Annotated in this window: 17 protein-coding genes; 1 reads left to right on the plus strand and 16 read right to left on the minus strand. The window is 64.0% G+C overall.

Features of this window, described 5'->3' with window-relative positions:
- Positions 1-98: 98 nt before the first annotated feature.
- From FJ941_RS14510 to FJ941_RS14530, 5 genes are all read right to left on the minus strand, one after another.
- Positions 99-2,240 (minus strand): sodium-translocating pyrophosphatase, encoded by a 2,142-nt coding sequence (locus FJ941_RS14510; protein ID WP_140506499.1) that lies wholly within the window; start codon positions 2,238-2,240, stop codon positions 99-101.
- Between the two features lie 239 nt (positions 2,241-2,479).
- Complete coding sequence (locus tag FJ941_RS14515) at positions 2,480-3,229, minus strand: ABC transporter permease (protein WP_140506501.1); 750 nt, start codon at positions 3,227-3,229, stop codon at positions 2,480-2,482.
- Entirely contained in the window at positions 3,226-4,164 is a 939-nt protein-coding gene (locus tag FJ941_RS14520) for an ABC transporter ATP-binding protein (protein ID WP_140506503.1), read from the minus strand. The genes FJ941_RS14515 and FJ941_RS14520 overlap by 4 nt, the downstream gene beginning before the upstream one ends.
- Positions 4,161-5,324, minus strand: coding sequence for an ABC transporter permease (locus FJ941_RS14525; RefSeq protein ID WP_140506505.1), 1,164 nt, complete (start codon positions 5,322-5,324; stop codon positions 4,161-4,163). Before FJ941_RS14525 ends, FJ941_RS14520 begins: the two co-directional genes overlap by 4 nt.
- A 43-nt stretch (positions 5,325-5,367) precedes the next feature.
- Positions 5,368-6,246 carry an ABC transporter substrate-binding protein gene (locus FJ941_RS14530; protein WP_246673832.1) on the minus strand — a complete coding sequence of 293 codons (879 nt, stop codon included), beginning with the start codon at positions 6,244-6,246 and terminating at the stop codon, positions 5,368-5,370.
- 251 nt (positions 6,247-6,497) lie between these two features.
- Between FJ941_RS14530 and FJ941_RS14535 the strand changes: the two genes are divergently transcribed.
- A complete protein-coding gene (locus FJ941_RS14535) occupies positions 6,498-7,070 on the plus strand; it encodes an NADPH-dependent FMN reductase (protein WP_140506581.1) in 573 nt (190 codons plus the stop codon).
- Between the two features lie 14 nt (positions 7,071-7,084).
- On the opposite strand, the gene FJ941_RS14540 is transcribed toward FJ941_RS14535, so the two are convergent.
- The 11 genes from FJ941_RS14540 to FJ941_RS14590 form a co-directional block, all read right to left on the minus strand.
- Positions 7,085-8,296, minus strand: coding sequence for an MFS transporter (locus FJ941_RS14540; protein ID WP_140506509.1), 1,212 nt, complete (start codon positions 8,294-8,296; stop codon positions 7,085-7,087).
- The gene (gene nusB / locus FJ941_RS14545) at positions 8,293-8,793 is read right to left on the minus strand and encodes a transcription antitermination factor NusB (protein ID WP_015318243.1); all 501 of its coding nucleotides are present in this window, start codon (positions 8,791-8,793) and stop codon (positions 8,293-8,295) included. Before nusB ends, FJ941_RS14540 begins: the two co-directional genes overlap by 4 nt.
- Positions 8,790-9,284 carry a 6,7-dimethyl-8-ribityllumazine synthase gene (ribH, locus tag FJ941_RS14550; RefSeq protein ID WP_140506511.1) on the minus strand — a complete coding sequence of 165 codons (495 nt, stop codon included), beginning with the start codon at positions 9,282-9,284 and terminating at the stop codon, positions 8,790-8,792. Before ribH ends, nusB begins: the two co-directional genes overlap by 4 nt.
- A gap of 108 nt (positions 9,285-9,392) precedes the next feature.
- On the minus strand, positions 9,393-10,010 hold the full coding sequence (locus FJ941_RS14555) for a riboflavin synthase (RefSeq protein ID WP_140506513.1): 618 nt from the start codon (positions 10,008-10,010) through the stop codon (positions 9,393-9,395).
- Positions 10,011-10,016: 6 nt separating this feature from the next.
- Entirely contained in the window at positions 10,017-11,153 is a 1,137-nt protein-coding gene (gene ribD / locus FJ941_RS14560) for a bifunctional diaminohydroxyphosphoribosylaminopyrimidine deaminase/5-amino-6-(5-phosphoribosylamino)uracil reductase RibD (protein ID WP_140506515.1), read from the minus strand.
- 2 nt (positions 11,154-11,155) lie between these two features.
- Positions 11,156-11,635: a transcriptional regulator NrdR gene (nrdR, locus tag FJ941_RS14565; RefSeq protein WP_015318247.1), complete on the minus strand. Its 480-nt coding sequence runs from the start codon at positions 11,633-11,635 to the stop codon at positions 11,156-11,158.
- Positions 11,636-11,790: 155 nt separating this feature from the next.
- Positions 11,791-12,279: a hypothetical protein gene (locus tag FJ941_RS14570; RefSeq protein WP_246673828.1), complete on the minus strand. Its 489-nt coding sequence runs from the start codon at positions 12,277-12,279 to the stop codon at positions 11,791-11,793.
- A gap of 207 nt (positions 12,280-12,486) precedes the next feature.
- Positions 12,487-13,800, minus strand: a complete 1,314-nt coding sequence (gene glyA / locus FJ941_RS14575; RefSeq protein ID WP_140506519.1) for a serine hydroxymethyltransferase — start codon at positions 13,798-13,800, stop codon at positions 12,487-12,489.
- Positions 13,801-13,978: 178 nt separating this feature from the next.
- Entirely contained in the window at positions 13,979-15,619 is a 1,641-nt protein-coding gene (locus FJ941_RS14580) for a Na+/H+ antiporter (protein WP_140506521.1), read from the minus strand.
- A gap of 134 nt (positions 15,620-15,753) precedes the next feature.
- Entirely contained in the window at positions 15,754-17,007 is a 1,254-nt protein-coding gene (locus tag FJ941_RS14585) for a L,D-transpeptidase family protein (protein WP_140506523.1), read from the minus strand.
- A 350-nt stretch (positions 17,008-17,357) separates the two neighbouring features.
- Complete coding sequence (locus tag FJ941_RS14590) at positions 17,358-17,873, minus strand: winged helix DNA-binding protein (protein ID WP_013896002.1); 516 nt, start codon at positions 17,871-17,873, stop codon at positions 17,358-17,360.
- Positions 17,874-17,950 lie beyond the last annotated feature (77 nt).

A 17,950-nucleotide genomic window follows, 5' to 3' on the forward strand; every position in this document is an offset into this window, starting at 1 on the left:
CCGGCGAGACACGAAATCCCGTTCCTGGTCGCAGCAACCCATCAAATGAAAAATCCGCGGGATCGCTCCCGCGGATTTTCAGATTCAATCGTTGCCGTTCAGCCGTGCGCGAGCACGGCCAGCAGCAAGAGTGCCACGATGTTGGTGATCTTGATCGCCGGGTTGACCGCAGGGCCGGCGGTGTCCTTGTAGGGATCGCCGACTGTATCGCCGGTCACCGAAGCCTTGTGCGCCTCGGAACCCTTCAGGTGCTTGACGCCGTTCTTGTCGGTGAAACCGTCCTCGAACGACTTCTTTGCGTTGTCCCAGGCGCCACCGCCCGAAGTCATCGAGATCGCGACGAACAGGCCATTGACGATGACGCCAAGGAGCGAGGCGCCGAGCGCGGCGAAGGCGGACGCCTTCGAGCCCGAGATCAACAGCACGCCGAAATAGACGACGAGCGGCGCCAGCACCGGCAGCAGCGACGGGATGATCATCTCCCGGATCGCCGCCTTGGTCAGGAGATCGACCGCACGCGCGTAGTTCGGCTTCGAGGTGCCGGCCATGATGCCCGGATCCTCGCGGAACTGCTTGCGCACCTCCTCGACGATGGCGCCCGCCGCGCGGCCGACGGCCGTCATGGCGATACCGCCGAACAGGTAGGGAATGAGGCCGCCGAAGATCAGGCCGGCGACCACGTAAGGATTGGAGAGATCGAAGGAGATTTCGCCCATGCCCTGGAAGTAGGGATATTTGTCGCCATTGGCGGCAAAGAACTTCAGGTCGTTCGAATAGGCCGCGAACAGCACCAGCGCGCCGAGACCGGCCGAACCGATGGCGTAGCCCTTGGTCACCGCCTTGGTGGTGTTGCCGACCGCATCGAGCGCGTCGGTGGAGTGACGCACTTCCTTGGGCAGGCCAGCCATTTCGGCAATGCCGCCGGCATTGTCGGTGACCGGGCCGAAGGCGTCGAGCGCCACGATCATGCCGGCGAGGCCGAGCATGGTGGTGACGGCAATCGCGGTGCCGAACAAACCGCCGAGCTGGTAGGTGGCGATGATGCCGCCGACGATGACGATTGCCGGAAGCGCCGTCGATTCCAGCGAGACTGCCAGCCCCTGGATGACGTTGGTGCCGTGGCCGGTCACCGATGCCTGGGCGATCGAGTTGACCGGACGCTTGTTGGTGCCGGTGTAGTATTCGGTGATCACCACGATCAACCCGGTCACCACAAGGCCGATGAGGCCGCAGATGAACAGGTTCTTGCCGGTGATGGTCATGCCGGCAACGGTGCCGACCTCGCCCCAGCCGAGCGTGGCCGAGGTGGCGACGCCGAGGCCAACGACCGACAGAAGGCCGGTCACGATCAGGCCCTTGTAGAGCGCGCCCATGATCGAGCCGTTGGAGCCGAGCTTGACGAAGAAGGTGCCGACGATCGAGGTGAGGATGCAGGCGCCGCAGATGGCGAGCGGATACAGCATTGTCGCACCGAGGACAGCGGTGCCGCCGAAGAAGATGGCGGCGAGAACCATGGTGGCGACGACCGTCACCGCATAGGTCTCGAACAGGTCGGCGGCCATGCCGGCGCAGTCGCCGACATTGTCGCCGACATTGTCGGCGATGGTGGCCGGATTGCGCGGATCATCCTCCGGAATACCGGCTTCGACCTTGCCGACCAGATCGCCGCCGACATCGGCGCCCTTGGTGAAAATGCCGCCGCCGAGACGGGCGAAGATCGAGATCAGCGAAGCGCCGAAGCCGAGCGAGACCAGCGAGTCGATGACGATGCGGTCATTGGGCTGGAGGCCGAGGAAATGGGTGAGGATGAGGTAATAGATCGAAACGCCAAGCAGGGCCAGGCCCGCAACCAGCATGCCGGTGATGGCGCCCGACTTGAAGGCGATGTCGAGACCGGCGGCAAGGCTGTTGGAAGCCGCTTGCGCGGTACGCACATTGGCCCGCACCGAAACATGCATGCCGATGAAGCCGGCGGCGCCCGACAGAACGGCACCGATCAGGAAGCCGATGGCGGCGGTGATCGACAGCAGCCACCAGGCGAGGAGGAGCACGACGACGCCGACGATGGCGATGGTGGTGTACTGGCGTGCCAGATAGGCTTGCGCGCCTTCGCGAATGGCTGCGGAAATTTCCTGCATGCGTGCATTGCCCTGATCGGCCGCAAGGACCGAACGTGTCGCCCATATGGCGTAAAGGACAGAAAGCAAGCCGCAGGCGATGACGGCGGAAATTATGGTCATTGCCGGGTTTTCCTCGATTGTTGGCCCAAAAGAACCCCTCCCTGGGCCGTTGAGACAAAGACGGAATCCCGTGCATGGAATCCCCCTCTTCGCATCGGTGTATGCGAAACAGGGCTGCGAACGTCAAGATATGGTTCGATTTTTGCGCGGCTTTCGCCCAAAAGTCGATGCTGGCGAGTGTCCGTCGCGATCTCTCGGCGGTTAGATCGATTGAAATCGTCCCGACCATCGGGCACGGGTCAGTCCGCCTCTCTGCCCATGCGCCGCGCCGCGTAGCGCTCGACGGCCGACAGTCCGTCATAGATCAGCACGGCAAGCGCCGCCACGATCAGACCGCCCTGCAGGATGAAGGCCAGATTGTTCGACAGCAAGCCGGCGATGATCACCTCGCCGAGCGTCCTGGCCGCCACCGTCGAGCCGATGGTGGCCGTGGCCAGGCTGATCACCACCGACAGCCTGATACCGCCAAGGATGATCGGCGCGCTGAGCGGCAGTTCGACCTTGGTGAGCCTTTGCCAGCCGGTCATGCCGGCGCCACGCGCAGCCTCGACGACATTGGCCGGCAACGTCGTCAGTCCGGTGAGCGCGTTCTCGAAGATCGGCAGCAGACCATAGAGAAACAGCGCGATCAGCGTCGGCTTCTCGCCGAAGCCCACCGCCGGCACGGCGAGCGCCAGCACCGCCACCGGCGGAAAGGTCTGGCCGATATTGACCAGGCTGCGCGACAGCGGCAGGAATTCGGCGCCGGCGGGCCGGGTGACCAGGATGGCGAGCGCCACAGCGACGATGGTGGCCGCGACGGTCGCGATCAACACGGTGCGCAGATGCAGCAGCGTCAGCGTCAGCAGGCTGCCTTGATTGTAGATGACGGGAGCGTTGTTTTCGGTCAGCGGCTTCAGCAACGGCTCGAACCAACCCGGGCTGGTGGTGAAGGCAACAAGCAACACCACAAGCGCAAGCCTGAGCAGCAGAGGCAGCCAGGCTTTCATGACGGCCTCGCCGCCCGCTTGACCAGGCCATCCACGGTGACGCGGCCGATCGGCTTGCCGTCGGTGCCCTTTACCGGCAGCGCCGGCCTGCCGGACCAGAGAAGTTCCGCGAGCGCGTCACGCTGGCTGGCGTCGCCGGGGATCGCCTCGCCTTCGGCGGCGCCCTGCTCCACCGCATCGCGCACCCGGCCCAGCGACAGCAGCCTGAATGGCCTTTCGCTGGCGCCGACCAGCGTCTCGACAAAAGCGTTGGCCGGCTTCGCCAGGATCTCCGCCGGCCCTGCATATTGCACGAGCTTGCCGGCATCCATGACCGCGATCCTGTCGCCCATGTGCACGGCCTCTTCCATGTCATGGGTAACGAGGATGATGGTGGTGCCGAAGCGCTTCTGGATCGCCAGCAAATCCTCTTGCGCCTTGGTGCGGATGATCGGGTCGAGCGCGCCGAACGGCTCATCCATCAAAAGAACGTTGGGCTCGGCGGCAAGCGCGCGGGCCACGCCGACGCGCTGCTGCTGGCCCCCGGACAGTTCGTGCGGATAGCGCGGCCCGAATTCCCGGGGGTCAAGCTGGTAGAGCGTCATCAGTTCATCGACGCGGGCCTTGATGCGGGCCTTGTCCCAGCCAAGCAGCACCGGCACGGTGGCGATGTTCTGCGCCACGGTACGATGCGGAAACAGGCCGTGGCCCTGGATTGCGTAGCCGATGCTGCGCCGCAGTTCGTAACCGGGCACCGATCGATTGTCGGCGCCGTCGAGCTTGACGACGCCGGCGGTTGGTTCGACCAGCCGATTGATCATGCGCAGCAGCGTCGTCTTGCCGGAACCCGAAGTGCCGACAATGACGCAAACCGTGCGCGGCTCGATGACCATCGAGACGTTGTCGACGACTGTCGTCGCGTCATAGCGCTTGGTGATGCCTTCGATCTCGATCATGCCGTTTCAACCCTGCGCTTGGTGGCGGTCATTTCGATTACCGCGTCGAGGATGATGGCGGCGGCGAAGGCGAGCGCCACGGTCGGCACCGCGCCGAGCAGCACCAGGTCCATCGCCGTCTGGCCGACGCCCTGGAACACGAAGACGCCAAAACCGCCGCCGCCGATCAGCGCTGCGATGGTGGCAAGGCCGATGTTCTGCACCAGGACAATGCGGATGCCCGTCAGGATCACCGGAAACGCCAGCGGAAACTCGACACCGAACAGGCGCTGGCGATCGGTCATGCCCACGCCCCGCGCCGCGTCGTTGGCGGCACGCGGCACGCCGGCAAGGCCGACCACGGTGTTGGCCACCACCGGCAGCAGCGAATAGAGAAACAGCGCGACGAAGGCGGGTGCCGTGCCGATGCCCCTGATGCCGAGCGCGGCGGCTCCCGGCACATGGGTTGCGACCCAGCCAAGCGGCGCGATCAGCAGGCCGAACAGCGCGATCGAAGGAATGGTCTGGATGATGTTCAAGACGTTGAGGACGCCGGCCCGCAGGCTTTCGACACGATGGCACAGGATGCCGAGCGGCAGGCCGACGATCACGGCGGCAAGCAATGAGCCGAGCGCCAGGGTCACATGTTTGGAGCCTTCGGCCCAAAAGCTGTCGGCGCGGTTGGAATACTCCTTGAGGATCGAGAGGCTGTCCCAGCGTCCCGAAATCAGCAGCAAACCGATGGCCAGCGCCGCGACGACAAGCACGCCGACGCGCGCCCAGGGCGACAGGTTGAGCCTGGTCAGCACGTCGGCGAGCAAAAGCGTGAAGGCGAAGATGAGAATCCAGAAGCCGGAGGCCGGCGAAACCCGGGCAAAGGTATTGCCGGCCGGAGTGAGGAATGTGCCGGCGACACCGATGAGCAGCGTCAGCGCGGCAAGCGCCACGACGCTGGCTGCAAGGCGCAAGATGAGCGGCGTCCTGAACAGGGCGACAAGGGCGGCCAGTACGAGGATCGCCGAAAGCAGCGGACCGGTCATTGCCGGCAGAGCTTCGAGAATCGAGCGCGCCTGACCGGGAACGATGCGGTTGGCGCGGAAGGTGGCGAATGGTGCGAGAAACACGGCGTAAGCAGCGAGCGCGGCGATGACCACGCCGAGTTTGTCGAAGCGGATGGTCATGACGCGCGTCTGCCTTGCACTGACGTCACTTATCGACGCGTAGCTATTTCAAGAACCCGTTCTTCTTCAAAAAGTCCTCGGCGACGCCCTTGACCGGCTCGCCACCGACCTGCACGCGTCCATTGAGCTCCTGCAGCGTGACGAGATCGAGCTTGGCGAACACCGGCTTCAGCAGCGTCTCGATCTCCGGGTGCTCCTTCAGCACGGATTCGCGGATGATCGGCGCCGGCTGGTAGACCGGCTGCACGCCCTTGTCGTCGGTCAACACGACGAGGCCCGATGGCGCGATGCCGCCATCGGTGCCGTAGACCATGGCGGCATTGGCGCCGCTGGTCTGGTTGGCGGCCGCGGCGATGGTCGCTGCCGTGTCGCCACCCGAGAGGGTGATCAGCTGGTCAGGCTTCAGCGTGAAGCCATAGGTGGTCTGGAAGGCCGGAAGGGCTGCCGCCGAATTGACGAACTCGGCGGAGGCCGCCAGCACCACCTTGCCGCCGCCGGAGACGTATTTGCCGAAGTCCGACAGCGTGACGAGCTTGTTCTCGTCAGTCACTTCCTTGCGCAGGGCGATCGCCCAGGTGTTGTTGGCCGGCGCCGGTGACAGCCAGACGATCTTGTTGGCGTCGTAGTCGAGCTTCTTGGCCGTCTCATAAGCCTTGGCGGCATCCTTCCACGCGGGATCATCGGCCTTCTCGAAGAAGAAGGCGGCATTGCCGGTGTATTCGGGATAGATGTCGATCTCGCCGGCGGTGATCGCCTTGCGCACCACCGGCGTGCCGCCGAGCTGGATGCGATCCGTGGTCTTGATGTTGTTGGCGTTGAGGACGAGCTGGATAATGTTGCCGAGCACGCCACCCTCGGTGTCGATCTTCGAGGAGACGACGACCTGAGCGCTCGCGGAAGCCGCCGTGATGGCGAGCGCCATTGCGGCGCTGGCCAGAACCTTGACTGAAAACATTGTGAAAACCCCTTGCTGTGAACCGGAATGCGGCGGGCGCATATGAGCATGGCTTCAACGGCCAGTCGGGGCATACGGTTTCATAAGAAGGCGGATCAGCGCAATATTTTTGTTCCAAACGCGCCGATTTCGGCGCGGCGGCAACGGCGGGCTGGCGATCGGCCGCCTTCCGGTGAATAATGCCGCGAGGGGTGGGCGGCAAACAGGGAGAGCGTGTCATGGCCATACACAAGGTCGGTTATCTCATCGGCAGCCTTGCCCGGGAATCCATCAACCGCAAGCTCGCGAAGGCGCTCGTTCAACTTGCCCCTCCCGAGCTCGAAATGACGGAAATCGGCTTCAAGGATCTGCCGCTCTACAGTTACGATTACGACGCCAATTTCCCACCGGCCGCCCAGGCTTTCAAAAAGGCGATCGCCTCCGTCCAGGCCGTGCTGTTCGTCACCCCGGAGTACAACCGCTCGATCCCCGGCGGACTGAAGAACGCAATCGACTGGGCCAGTCGCCCCTACGGCAAGAATTCATTCGCGCGCAAACCGTCCGCCGTCATCGGAACATCGCCGGGCGCCATCGCGACCGCCGTCGCCCAACAAAGCCTGCGCAGCGTTCTGAGTTTCTGCAACTCGCCGCAGATGAATGCGCCCGAAGCTTATATCCAGTTCACGCCGGGGCTGATCACGGATGAGGGCGAGGTGACGGTTGAATCCACCAAAGACTTCCTGCGCAATTATATGGCTGAGTTCCATATGTTCATAGCGCGGGTGCTTCAGGTCCTGCCGCCGGACGCATAACTTTCAAATTGGCGTCAGGCCGGCCGCAAGCTCGTTATCTTCAGCGCGCCGAGTGCCACGAAGCAAAGTGCGGCGACAGGAAAGATCATCCAGTTGAGCATCGTCCAGCCCCAGGCGTTGTAGACCATGCCCGACATCAGCGACGCGCAGGCGACGGAGCCGAACAGGACAAAGTCGTGGAAGCCCTGCACCTTGCCCTTTTCGGACGGGTTGTAGCTGGCCGCCACCATGGCGGTGGCGCCGATGAAGGCGAAATTCCAGCCGAGGCCGAGCAGGATCAGCGCCGTCCAGAATTGCCACAGCGCCAGGCCCGACAAGGCAACGACGGCACAGCCGGTCAGCAACAGCAGGCCGGTGGCGACAACGCGCTCGGCGCCGAAGCGATGGATCAGCGAGCCGGTGAAGAAGCTTGGCCCGAACATCGCCATGACATGCCAGGAGATGCCCAGCGTCGCATCGTCCTCGGACAGGCCGCAGCCAACCATGGCGAGCGGCGCGCCGGTCATGACGAAGCTCATCAGCGCGTAACTGCCGACGGCGCAGAAGAGCGCCGCTACGAAACGCGGCTTTGTGACGATTTCGAAAAGGGGTCTGGCATCGCCGTCGGCAACGTCCACCTTGCTCGCGGTCCTCGCCGGCAAGCGCAGAAACGAAAGGACGATGGCGCCGACCGCCGCCAGCGGCAGGATCGAGGCGAAAGAACCGGCAAACATGACAGGCGCAAACAATTCGCGGGTGAAGATGACGATCTGCGGCCCGAGAATGGCGGTGATGATGCCACCGGCGAGCACGAACGAGATGGCGCGCGCCTTGAACGCCGGCGGCGCGTTGTCGGCCGCGGCAAAGCGGAACTGCTGGACGAAGGCGCCGCCGACGCCGATGACAAGCAGCGCGAACGCGAACAGCCAGAAGCTGCCGTGGAACAATGCCAGGGTGGCGACCAGCCCACCGAGCGCGGTGACGACGGTTCCGGTCATGAAGCCGCCCCGCTGGCCGAGCCATCGGATGATGGCCGCCGCGGGCAAGGCGCCGAGCGCCACGCCGAGATTGAAGCCGGTGATCGGCGCCGTCGCCAGGGATTTGTCAGCGCCGAGCAGATATTGCCCGGCCAGCGCGCCCATGGAAATGGCGATGGGGGCGGCCGAACCGATGATCGCCTGCGAGGCAGCTAGGATCAGCGCGGTGCGCCGCGCCTCCTTGCCCGCCTCGACGGCAATGGCCGTCATGATGCGTCCTTGCCGCGGCCCTCGCCACGCACACGGCGCGACACACGGTCGAGCACGGCGTTGACCAGCTTCGGCTCGTCCTCCTCGTAGAAGGCCTTGGCGATATCGACATATTCAGTGACGATGACCGCGACAGGCACGTCCTCGCGCTTCATCAGCTCATAGACGCCCGCGCGCAGAATGGCACGCAGCGTGGAATCGAGGCGCGACAGCGGCCAGTCGTCGGTCAGCGCCTGGCGGATAATTGGATCAATGGTCTTCTGGTTCTCTACGACGCCTGTCAGGATAGCGCGAAACCATTGCGCGTCCGCCTCGCGATAGAGCGCGCCGTCGACTTCCTTGCCGAGGCGGAACGCCTCGTACTCGGCGGTGATCTCGAACACGCCACTGCCGGCGACATCCATCTGGTAGAGCGCCTGCACGGCGGCCAGACGGGCAGCACCGCGCTTGTTGGCGTGGCGAACCGCGGGCTGTCCTGGCGAAGCGGGTTCGCTCACGATCGCGCTCCCAATTGTTCCTTCAGCGCGATCATGGTCAGCGCCGCACGCGCGGCAAAGCCGCCCTTGTCGCCTTCCGAGCGTTTGGCCCGCGTCCACGCCTGTGCATCGTTCTCGGTGGTCAGGATGCCGTTGCCGATGCAGACCGAGTCCTGCACGGACAGGTCCATGAGCGCACGGCTGGATTCATTGGCGACGATGTCGAAATGATAGGTATCGCCACGGATAATGGTGCCGAGCGCGACAAAACCGTCATAGCCGGTCCCGCCTTCGGCCATGCCGTCGAGCGCGAAGGTGATCACCGCGGGAATTTCGAGCGAACCGGGAACAGTGACGACGTCGTAAGTCGCGCCCGCTTCATCGAGCGCGCTTGTCGCGCCGTCGAGCAGCGCGTCGGCAAGGTCGTCGTGAAAGCGCGCCTCGATAACAAGAAGGTGGGCCTTCGTCTTGGGACGAATGAACGCCTTGCCGTGTTGGGATGTGCCAGCCATAGATGTCTCCGGGGTCGCCGGTGACTTAGGCCGAAGCCGGTTTGATCGCAAGCGGAAGATTGCCCGAGGCGTATCGGATTGCCGTGGGCCAGCCTGTTCCGCAGGCTATCAAAGCCCCTCTTTCGCCGCCTCCGCCAGCCGCGCCGCGTAGCGCGCCATGGTGTCGATCTCGAGATTGACGCGGTCGCCGGTCTTGCGCTCGCCCCAGGTAGTGACGGTCAGCGAATGATGGATCAACAGCACGTCGAAGCGGGTGCCCGCGACGCTGTTGACGGTGAGCGAGGTGCCGTCGAGCGCGACGGAGCCTTTCGGCGCGATGAATTTCGCCAGATGGCGCGGCGCGTCCAGCGTAAAGCGCACCGCATCGCCCTCATCCCTGCGCTCGACGATCCCGGCGGTGCCGTCGACATGGCCCGAAACGATGTGGCCACCGAGCTCGTCGCCGATCTTCAGCGCCCGCTCCAGATTGATCCTGGTACCTGATTTCCAACCCGCCGCCGTCGTCAGCCTGAGCGCCTCCTCCCAGGCCTCGACCTCGAACCAGCGCGCATTCGAGCCGCTGTCGGGCAACGCCGTGACCGTCAGGCAGACGCCGCCGCAGGAGATCGAGGCGCCAATGGCGATGGTCCCGGGATCATAGACGGTGTCGATGCGCAGCCCCACCCCTTCCCGCAGCGGCTTGACGGCGGCCACGGTGCCGATATCGGTGACAATCCCGGTAAACATCGATCGCTATCCCTGAAAATCCCTGATCCATTCGACGTAACCGTCTTCGCCGAACCGCATCTCGCGCAGCTTGCGAAAACCCGCCGGGATATGGTCGGCATCGACAGGCGATGCAATGCCGTCTTCGCCGATCGCTTCCGGTCCCTGGAAAAGCACGATGCGGTCGACCAGCCCGTCGGCTAGGAAAGCGCTCGCCACCTTGGCACCGCCCTCGACCAGCACGCTTGCCATGCCGAGCGCCGCCACATCCTCGAGCAGTTCGGGTAATGCGACGCCGCCCTCGTGCGTCTCCGTGCCGATGAAGCGCACGCCGGCGCGTTCGAGTGCCGCCCGGCGCTGCGGATCGGCCTCCAGGCAAGCCGCGACATAAAGCGGTACGCGATCGACACCGGACACCAGCTTCGAGCCCTCCGGCAGCCTAGCCTGGCGGTCGAGCACGATGCGTGCGGGTGAACGGTTCTCCAGTCCGGGCAAACGCACCGTCAGCGCCGGATCATCTTCCAACGCCGTGCCGACGCCAACCAGGATGGCGTCCGCCTCGGCGCGCATCAGGTAGACTTCGCGGCGCGCCATGTCGCCTGTTATCGCGACCTGGCCGGCGCCTTCCATGCCGATCTTGCCGTCGCTGGAAAGCGCAAGCTTCAGGATAACTTCCGGGCGTTTTCTCAGAGAGCGAATCAAATAGCCCGCCATCTGTTCGGCAGCTTCGGTGGCCAAGACCTTTTCCACCACTTCGACACCGGCGTCACGCAGGATGGCATAGCCCTTGCCGGAGACCCGCGGATCCGGATCGCTGGCAGCGCCCACGACACACGCGATGCCGGCGTTGACCAGCGCGTTGGCGCAAGGCGGCGTGCGGCCGTGATGGGCGCAAGGCTCGAGCGTGACATAGGCGGTGGCGCCCCGCGCGAGTTCGCCGGCCTCCGCCAGCGCCTCGGTCTCGGCGTGCGGCCGGCCCCCAATCGCGGTGACGCCGGTACCCACGATCATCGGGCCTGAGCCGTCGTCACGCACGATGATGGTGCCGACGGATGGATTGGTCGAGGTGCGACCGGCGTTCTTGCGCGATAGCCGCAAGGCAGCGGCCATGAAACGGCGGTCCAGGGCCGCTTGCTCGGCCTCGCTGCGTTGCGGTGCTGCCATGCTCAGCCGGCGTCCTCTTCGCTCTTTTCCTCGTCCCCCTTCAGCTCGCCGAGCAGCTCGTGGAAATCCTTGGCCTCGCGGAAATTGCGATAGACCGAGGCGAAGCGCACATAGGCGACATCGTCGAGCGACTTCAGTGCATCCATGACCAGCCGGCCGACCTCGCCGGAAGCCACTTCCGTTTCGCCGGAACTTTCGAGCTGGCGCACGATGCCGGTCACGGCGCGATCGATGCGCTCGGGGTCGACGTTGCGCTTGCGCACCGCGATCTCGACCGAGCGCAACAGCTTGTCGCGGTCGAACGGCACTTTTCGCCCTGATTTCTTGACCACGACGAGGTCGCGCAACTGCACGCGTTCGAACGTGGTGAAACGGCCGCCGCAATCGGGGCAGACACGCCGCCGGCGGATCGCCGCGCCGTCCTCGGCGGGGCGCGAATCCTTCACCTGCGTATCTTCGGACTGGCAATAGGGACAGCGCATGGAGAGCCTTGGGTTCGCGAATCTGGTGGGGTGAAAGGCTTAGAACCTTTCCGGTGCGGATTGAAGCAGTTCCGCTTTTCCACGGCCTGCGTACTCAGAGATAGCGAGGCGCGAGGAAGATTGCCAGCACGCAAGCGGTAGCGCCGGCCAGCCCGCTATGGCGCCACGTCCTTGGTTGGGAAGCCGCAAGACGTGCCGAGATTGCGATAGGCCTTTGTGAAACCGTCCATCGGAATGCTGGCGACGGCCTGCTTGCCAAAGGTGACGTCGAGCGACGTGACTTTTCGCATGGCCCGCAGCAACGCCAGACTTGTCTTGGCCTGGTTGTCGATCGTCCAGGTGGGACGGCCATTGACGGCATCGTTGGAGTAAACCGTCGCGGAAACCTTGACGCCCGGATCGCCGAAGATGGCCGCGATCTTCTTGTCGGCCGGCAGGGTCCGGTTGTCGATGGTGATCATGATGGCCGGATAAGCATCGGGCGGCAGCACGTCGCCGGTCGAGATCGACAATGTCAGCGTGCCCGAATTGCCACCCGCGTCGAAGAACGCCGTGGAGGCCGCGCAGGTCTTGTGCGCATCCTGGCCGGTGTCGAGCGTATCGACCATGGTCGTCCATCGGCCGAAACTGCTGGTGGCGGGCATGTCCGGAGCGGGCTGCGTCTGCGCCAAAACGGACCCGCAAACAGCCAGCCAACCGAAGGCGCCAAGTGAGGCAAGACAAAAATCGCGCATCATCAATTCTCCAGTTCCATGCGTCACCCGATCAGGGGTGACGCACCGCCGATGGATAAAAGATGACGCGTCGCGCCCGGTCAACCGAGATAGGATGGTCAACCGGGATAAGGATGGTCAACCGAGATAGGGATAGAGCGGGAATCGATCGGTCAATGCAACGACCTTGGCCTTGACCGCTGCCTCGACGGCGGCATTGCCTTCGTCGGAATTGGCGACCTTAAGCCCATCCAGCACCTCGGCGATCAGCTTGCCGATCTCACGGAATTCGGCCTGGCCGAAGCCGCGCGTGGTGCCGGCCGGCGTGCCCAGCCGCACGCCCGAAGTGACGAAGGGCTTTTCCGGGTCGAAAGGGATGCCGTTCTTGTTGCAGGTGATGTTGGCGCGGCCAAGGGCCGCTTCGGCGCGTTTGCCGGTGGCGTTCTTGGGCCTGAGGTCGACCAGCATCAGGTGGTTGTCAGTGCCGCCGGAGACGATGTCGAGGCCCGTTTCCTTGAGGCTGGAAACCAGCGCCTTGGCGTTGGCGGCAACGCTTTCGGCATAGACCTTGAAGCTCGGCTTCAGCGCTTCGCCGAAGGCCACTGCCTTGGCGGCAATGACATGCATCAGCGGACCGCCCTGCAGGCCGGGGAACACCGCCGAGTTCATCTTCTTGGCGATGTCCTCGTCATTGCACAGGATCATGCCGCCGCGCGGGCCGCGCAGCGACTTGTGCGTGGTGGTCGTCACCACATGGGCGTGCGGCAAGGGCGAGGGATGCACGCCGCCGGCAACGAGGCCAGCAATATGCGCCATGTCGACCATCAGATAGGCGCCGACCGCGTCCGCGATCTCGCGAAAGCGCTTCCAGTCCCAGATGCGCGAATAGGCTGTGCCGCCGGCCAGGATCAGCTTCGGCTTAGTCTCGTGCGCGGTCTTCTCGATGGCGTCCATGTCCAGCAGGTGGTCGTCCTTGCGCACGCCATAGGAGACGACCTTGAACCATTTGCCGCTCATGTTGACCGGCGAGCCGTGGGTGAGATGGCCGCCGGAATTGAGGTCGAGACCCATGAAGGTGTCGCCGGGCTGCAGCAGCGCCAGGAACACCGCCTGGTTCATCTGGCTGCCGGAATTCGGCTGGACGTTGGCGAAGTTGCAGCCGAACAGCTTTTTCGCGCGCTCGATGGCCAGTTCCTCGGCCACGTCGACGAACTGACAGCCGCCATAGTAGCGCTTGCCCGGATAGCCCTCGGCATATTTGTTGGTCATGATCGACCCCTGCGCCTCGAGCACGGCGCGGGAGACGATGTTCTCCGAGGCGATCAGCTCGATCTCGTGGCGCTGGCGACCGAGTTCGTTGCGGATGGCGCCGAATATCTCCGGATCGGCATCTTCCAAAGTGGTTTCGAAAAAGGATTCGAGCTTGTTGGACGCCGCCGCTGCTGTTGCCATGGCCTGAGTTCCCCCGGGGGTTGGAAGGGCAAATTCGTGGATGCAGTCGTCCCAAACCACTTGGCGGTTCTGGGCGACATGCATGCGTTCGCCGGCCATTAACACAGTTGTTTTGGGCTCGCCACGTTTGCGGCGCGAAATTTGCTGGCCGGTTTGCGGCAAAGGATCGGGCGGACCGCTATTTCCTGTCCCGCCGCTGCTTCAGCAAGGCCTCGGTCAATGTGATTTCGGAAAACAGGGCGCGCATCGTGTGATCATTGATCTCTTGGCTGCGGAACATGTCGCGTAGCGCGGATCGCTCGGCTTCGATGCCCGCCGCCCTGAGTTCGAGCTCCAGCCTGCCGGCCTCACGGGCCTCGGCGCGGGCCTCGTCGGCTTCGTCGGAAGCCGCTATGCGCCGCCGGTAGCCGGCCACGATGCTGTCGGCGACGGCCAGCCGGGCCTCGACCGCCTCGCCCTCGCCTGCCTCGTTGGCGATGCTCTCGATCCTGGCGATCGCCGCACTGGCGGCGCCGACGCGCGCCCGGCGCTCCTCCGCGGCGGCCGGATTCTCGCCCGGCTCGACCAGTCCCCGCGCGATCCTGGGCAAGGCAAAGCTGGCAATGACGAGCGAGCAGATGATGACGCCGGCGGCGAGGAAGATCACGACATCGCGTGCCGGGAAGGGCGAGCCATCCTGCAAAGCCAGCGGCAATGACAGGATGCCCGCCAATGTGATGGCGCCGCGCACGCCGGCCACGGAGCCGGCAAGCCGGACGCGAAATCCGAACGGCTCGGCCTTGCGCTTGCCCACACGCGCCGCGATCGCTTGGGCGATGTCCCCGACCCAGATCCACAGGAAGCGCAGCCCGATCAGGCAGAGCGTCAGGATCAGCACCGTCGCCACCGGCTCGATCAGCCAATGCCGGCTGGACAACTCTGGCGGGACCTTGCGGATGATGTCGGGAAGCTGCAGGCCGAGCAGAATGAACAGAGCGCCATTGAAGACGAAAGTGAGCGTCGCCCAGAGCGACAGAATCTGCATGCGCGCCGACACGCCGAGGAAACGGTACATGCCGCTGACCCCGGTCAGCAGACCGGCGGTGACCGCCGCCATGATGCCCGAGGCTCCGACATTTTCGGCGCCGAGATAGGCCATGAAAGGCAGCAGGATCATCACGAGAACCTGCGCCTCGGCCGGCACGCCGCCGATGCGGCTGAGCAGTTGCAGCGCCTTGGCGGCGATGTACAGGGCCGCGACACCGGCCAGGATGCCAGCGGCGACGGCGTAGAGGAAGCTGAGCGAAGCTCCCGCGAAAGAGAAGCTGCCGGTCAATGCCGCCGCCACCGCAAAGCGGAACATGACTAGGCCCGACGCGTCGTTGAGCAACGACTCGCCCTCCAATATGTGCATCAGCCGGGCCGGAACCACATTCCTGTCGACGATCGAGGACACCGCCACGGCGTCGGTCGGCGACAGCACGGCGGCCAGCGCGAAAGCGACGACGAGCGGAATGCTCGGCACCAGCCAGTGCAAGGCATAGCCGAAGCCGACAATGGTGAAGAAGACCAGGCCGATGGCAAGATCGAGTATGGGTCCGCGCAAGGCGACGAGTTCGCGCTTGGGCGCCGCGAAGGCGTCACCGAACAGAAGCGGCGGGATGAACACCAGCAGGAAAAGTTCCGGATCGATCTCGACATGCAGGCCCCCGGCGGGCCAGGCCAGGGCCGCGCCGATGGCGATCTGCAGCACCGGCAACGGCACCCGAACCAGCCGGACGAGCGCGCCGGACAGCGCCACGAAGACGAGCACAACGAGAATGAAGATGGCGACGTCCATGGCACGATTCCGGCGGTCTGCCGACCATGCGCAATAGCCGGAGCTTCGTCCAGCCGGTCGAGCGGCTGGAAATGGCGGCGTCCGCAATAAAAAAGCCGCCCTGAGAGCGGCTTTTTTGCAAAAATATCAGCTCGTTATAGCGAAGACGTGATCTGCAGTTCGCTGGCACCGTCGAGCGCGTAGACGTCGTCGCGGAACTGGACGACGCCGGGTCCTGTCGACCACGCCGAGAGATAGAGGAAATGCACCGGCACCGGATTGGTGACCTGGATCGGCGTGTTCTGGCCGGTCTTGATAGCCGCCTCGAAATGCTGGCGATCCCAGCCGGGCGTGTCGCGCAGGATCCACGTGACGAGATCACGCACGTTCTGGACGCGCACGCAGCCCGAGGAATCGAAGCGCATCATCTTGCCGAACAGGCTCTGCTGCGGCGTGTCGTGCATGTAGACGCCGTCAGGGCTCGGGAAATTGATCTTGACCGACGCCATGGCGTTTTCCGAACCGGGATCCTGACGGAAACGGTACTTGGCGGCATCGTCGGTCGACCAGTCCACATTCATCGGGTCGACTTCGCTGCCATCGGGCGCGAACAGGCGGATATGGCTGTTCTTGAGATAATCGGGATCCTTCCGCATCAGCGGAATGATGTCCTTGCGCACGATCGAGACCGGTGCGTTCCAGTACGGATTGACGATGATCTCGTTGATCTTGGAATTGACGATCGGCGTCTGGCGATCGATCTTGCCGACGATCGCGGTGTGGCGAAGCACGACGCGGTCGTTCTCGACCGCTTCGATCTGTGCGGCAGGAATATCGACCAGCACATAGCGGCTGCCCAGCGTGCCGGCCTTCTCTTTCAGCCGCTGCAGATTGGTCTGCAGCTGGCCGAGCCGAATTTGCGCCGAAACGTTCATCGCGGCGTAGGTATACTTGCCCATCGAGCCGTCAGCCGGCAGACCATGGCGCAACTGAAAGCGCTTGACCGCCGAGTCGACATAGGAATCGAAAGCCGTCGAAATGCCGGCGCTCTGCGACAGGTCGCCCGCCATCATCAGGCGCTTGCGCAACGGCACCACGTCCGGGTCATCGACGCCAAGTTGCAGTTTCTTGGTCGCGGGAACGTCCGTCCAGCCGCCCTGGGAGACGATGTTCTGATACTGCGCGACCGCCTGCTCAGTGAAGGCAACGGTCTGCAGGCTGAAGATCGGCAGCGTCGAGGCCACCTTGCCGCCTTCGCTGGCGCGGGCATCGAACTGATCATCCCAATTGCCGCGGGCCGAGGATTTCAGGATATCCCCGATCACATCCTGCGCACTGGCACGGCCGGCCACCATGGCGGCGGCGAGCGCGGAGGCTCCGGAAAGGAAAAAGCGGCGGCTGGTTCTCATGGACGTTCCAGACATTCTTGTAGCGTTCGATCACTTTGCTGCGTCGATTATCGCGCGATCTCGCCCGCACTCTAAAATCGGCAATCTTAACAATTAGCCAACCATGGTCCGTATCACATTGGCGACAAAAGCAAGAGGCGCGATGCGGCTGCGGATGGACGCATGGTCTTCACCACAGCATCACTGCCACTCTCGGTTCCACTGGAATATGGCGGCAACGTGGCCTTGGCCCGTAATTTGCTTTGGCCGGACGCAAGAAAGAAAAGACCGGTGCTTTTCGGCACCGGCCCTGACTGGAGGTCGCTGTTATGGCCACGCTTCTGCGGCGCGGCTCCGTTTCCTGGATGGTCTTACATCCGGTAGGCGATGGTGTCGTTCCAGAAGCGGTCGAGCCGCTGCAGGGCGCGGTTCATCTGCTTGAACTCGTCGGTGTTGATGCCTCCGACCTGTTCGATCGAGCCGACATGGCGCTCATAGAGACCGGCGACCACATCAGCCACTTCATTGCCTTTCGGCGTCAGCGAGACGCGGACCGAACGGCGATCGATGCGTGAGCGCTGGTGGTTGATGAAGCCGAGATCGACCAGCTTCTTCAGATTGTAGGAGACGTTCGAGCCGAGATAGTAGCCACGCGAACGCAGCTCGCCGGCGGTCAGTTCGGAATTGCCGATGTTGAAGAGCAGCAGCGCCTGGATGGCATTGATGTCGGAACGGCCGTTGCGGTCGAATTCGTCCTTGATCACATCAAGCAGACGGCGGTGCAGACGCTCGACCAGCTGCAGCGATTCCATGTACAGGGAACGGATAGCCTCGCGGCGATCGTCGGAAACGTTGGCGGTCTTGGCCGCCGGACGCGAATTGATCATTGTCTTTGCCTCTCGTTTGTCGCCCTGGTGATTTTTTGTCTTTCACCTTGATCGCGACACTATCGAATACTCATAAA

It is taken from the genome of Mesorhizobium sp. B2-3-13 (assembly GCF_006442195.1).
In the GTDB taxonomy this organism is placed as follows: domain Bacteria; phylum Pseudomonadota; class Alphaproteobacteria; order Rhizobiales; family Rhizobiaceae; genus Mesorhizobium; species Mesorhizobium salmacidum.

Bases quoted from the DNA above. Each gene is read 5' to 3' on its own strand.
- FJ941_RS14535 (WP_140506581.1), top strand. From the start codon at position 6,498: ATGGCCATACACAAGGTCGGTTATCTCATCGGCAGCCTTGCCCGGGAA.
- nrdR (WP_015318247.1), bottom strand. From the start codon at position 11,635: ATGCGCTGTCCCTATTGCCAGTCCGAAGATACGCAGGTGAAGGATTCG.
- ribD (WP_140506515.1), bottom strand. From the start codon at position 11,153: ATGGCAGCACCGCAACGCAGCGAGGCCGAGCAAGCGGCCCTGGACCGC.
- FJ941_RS14510 (WP_140506499.1), bottom strand. From the start codon at position 2,240: ATGACCATAATTTCCGCCGTCATCGCCTGCGGCTTGCTTTCTGTCCTT.
- FJ941_RS14515 (WP_140506501.1), bottom strand. From the start codon at position 3,229: ATGAAAGCCTGGCTGCCTCTGCTGCTCAGGCTTGCGCTTGTGGTGTTG.
- FJ941_RS14590 (WP_013896002.1), bottom strand. From the start codon at position 17,873: ATGATCAATTCGCGTCCGGCGGCCAAGACCGCCAACGTTTCCGACGAT.
- FJ941_RS14540 (WP_140506509.1), bottom strand. From the start codon at position 8,296: ATGACGGCCATTGCCGTCGAGGCGGGCAAGGAGGCGCGGCGCACCGCG.
- FJ941_RS14530 (WP_246673832.1), bottom strand. From the start codon at position 6,246: ATGGCGCTCGCCATCACGGCGGCTTCCGCGAGCGCTCAGGTCGTCGTC.
- FJ941_RS14585 (WP_140506523.1), bottom strand. From the start codon at position 17,007: ATGAGAACCAGCCGCCGCTTTTTCCTTTCCGGAGCCTCCGCGCTCGCC.
- FJ941_RS14555 (WP_140506513.1), bottom strand. From the start codon at position 10,010: ATGTTTACCGGGATTGTCACCGATATCGGCACCGTGGCCGCCGTCAAG.
- FJ941_RS14580 (WP_140506521.1), bottom strand. From the start codon at position 15,619: ATGGACGTCGCCATCTTCATTCTCGTTGTGCTCGTCTTCGTGGCGCTG.
- FJ941_RS14570 (WP_246673828.1), bottom strand. From the start codon at position 12,279: ATGCCCGCCACCAGCAGTTTCGGCCGATGGACGACCATGGTCGATACG.
- FJ941_RS14525 (WP_140506505.1), bottom strand. From the start codon at position 5,324: ATGACCATCCGCTTCGACAAACTCGGCGTGGTCATCGCCGCGCTCGCT.
- glyA (WP_140506519.1), bottom strand. From the start codon at position 13,800: ATGGCAACAGCAGCGGCGGCGTCCAACAAGCTCGAATCCTTTTTCGAA.
- FJ941_RS14520 (WP_140506503.1), bottom strand. From the start codon at position 4,164: ATGATCGAGATCGAAGGCATCACCAAGCGCTATGACGCGACGACAGTC.
- ribH (WP_140506511.1), bottom strand. From the start codon at position 9,284: ATGGCTGGCACATCCCAACACGGCAAGGCGTTCATTCGTCCCAAGACG.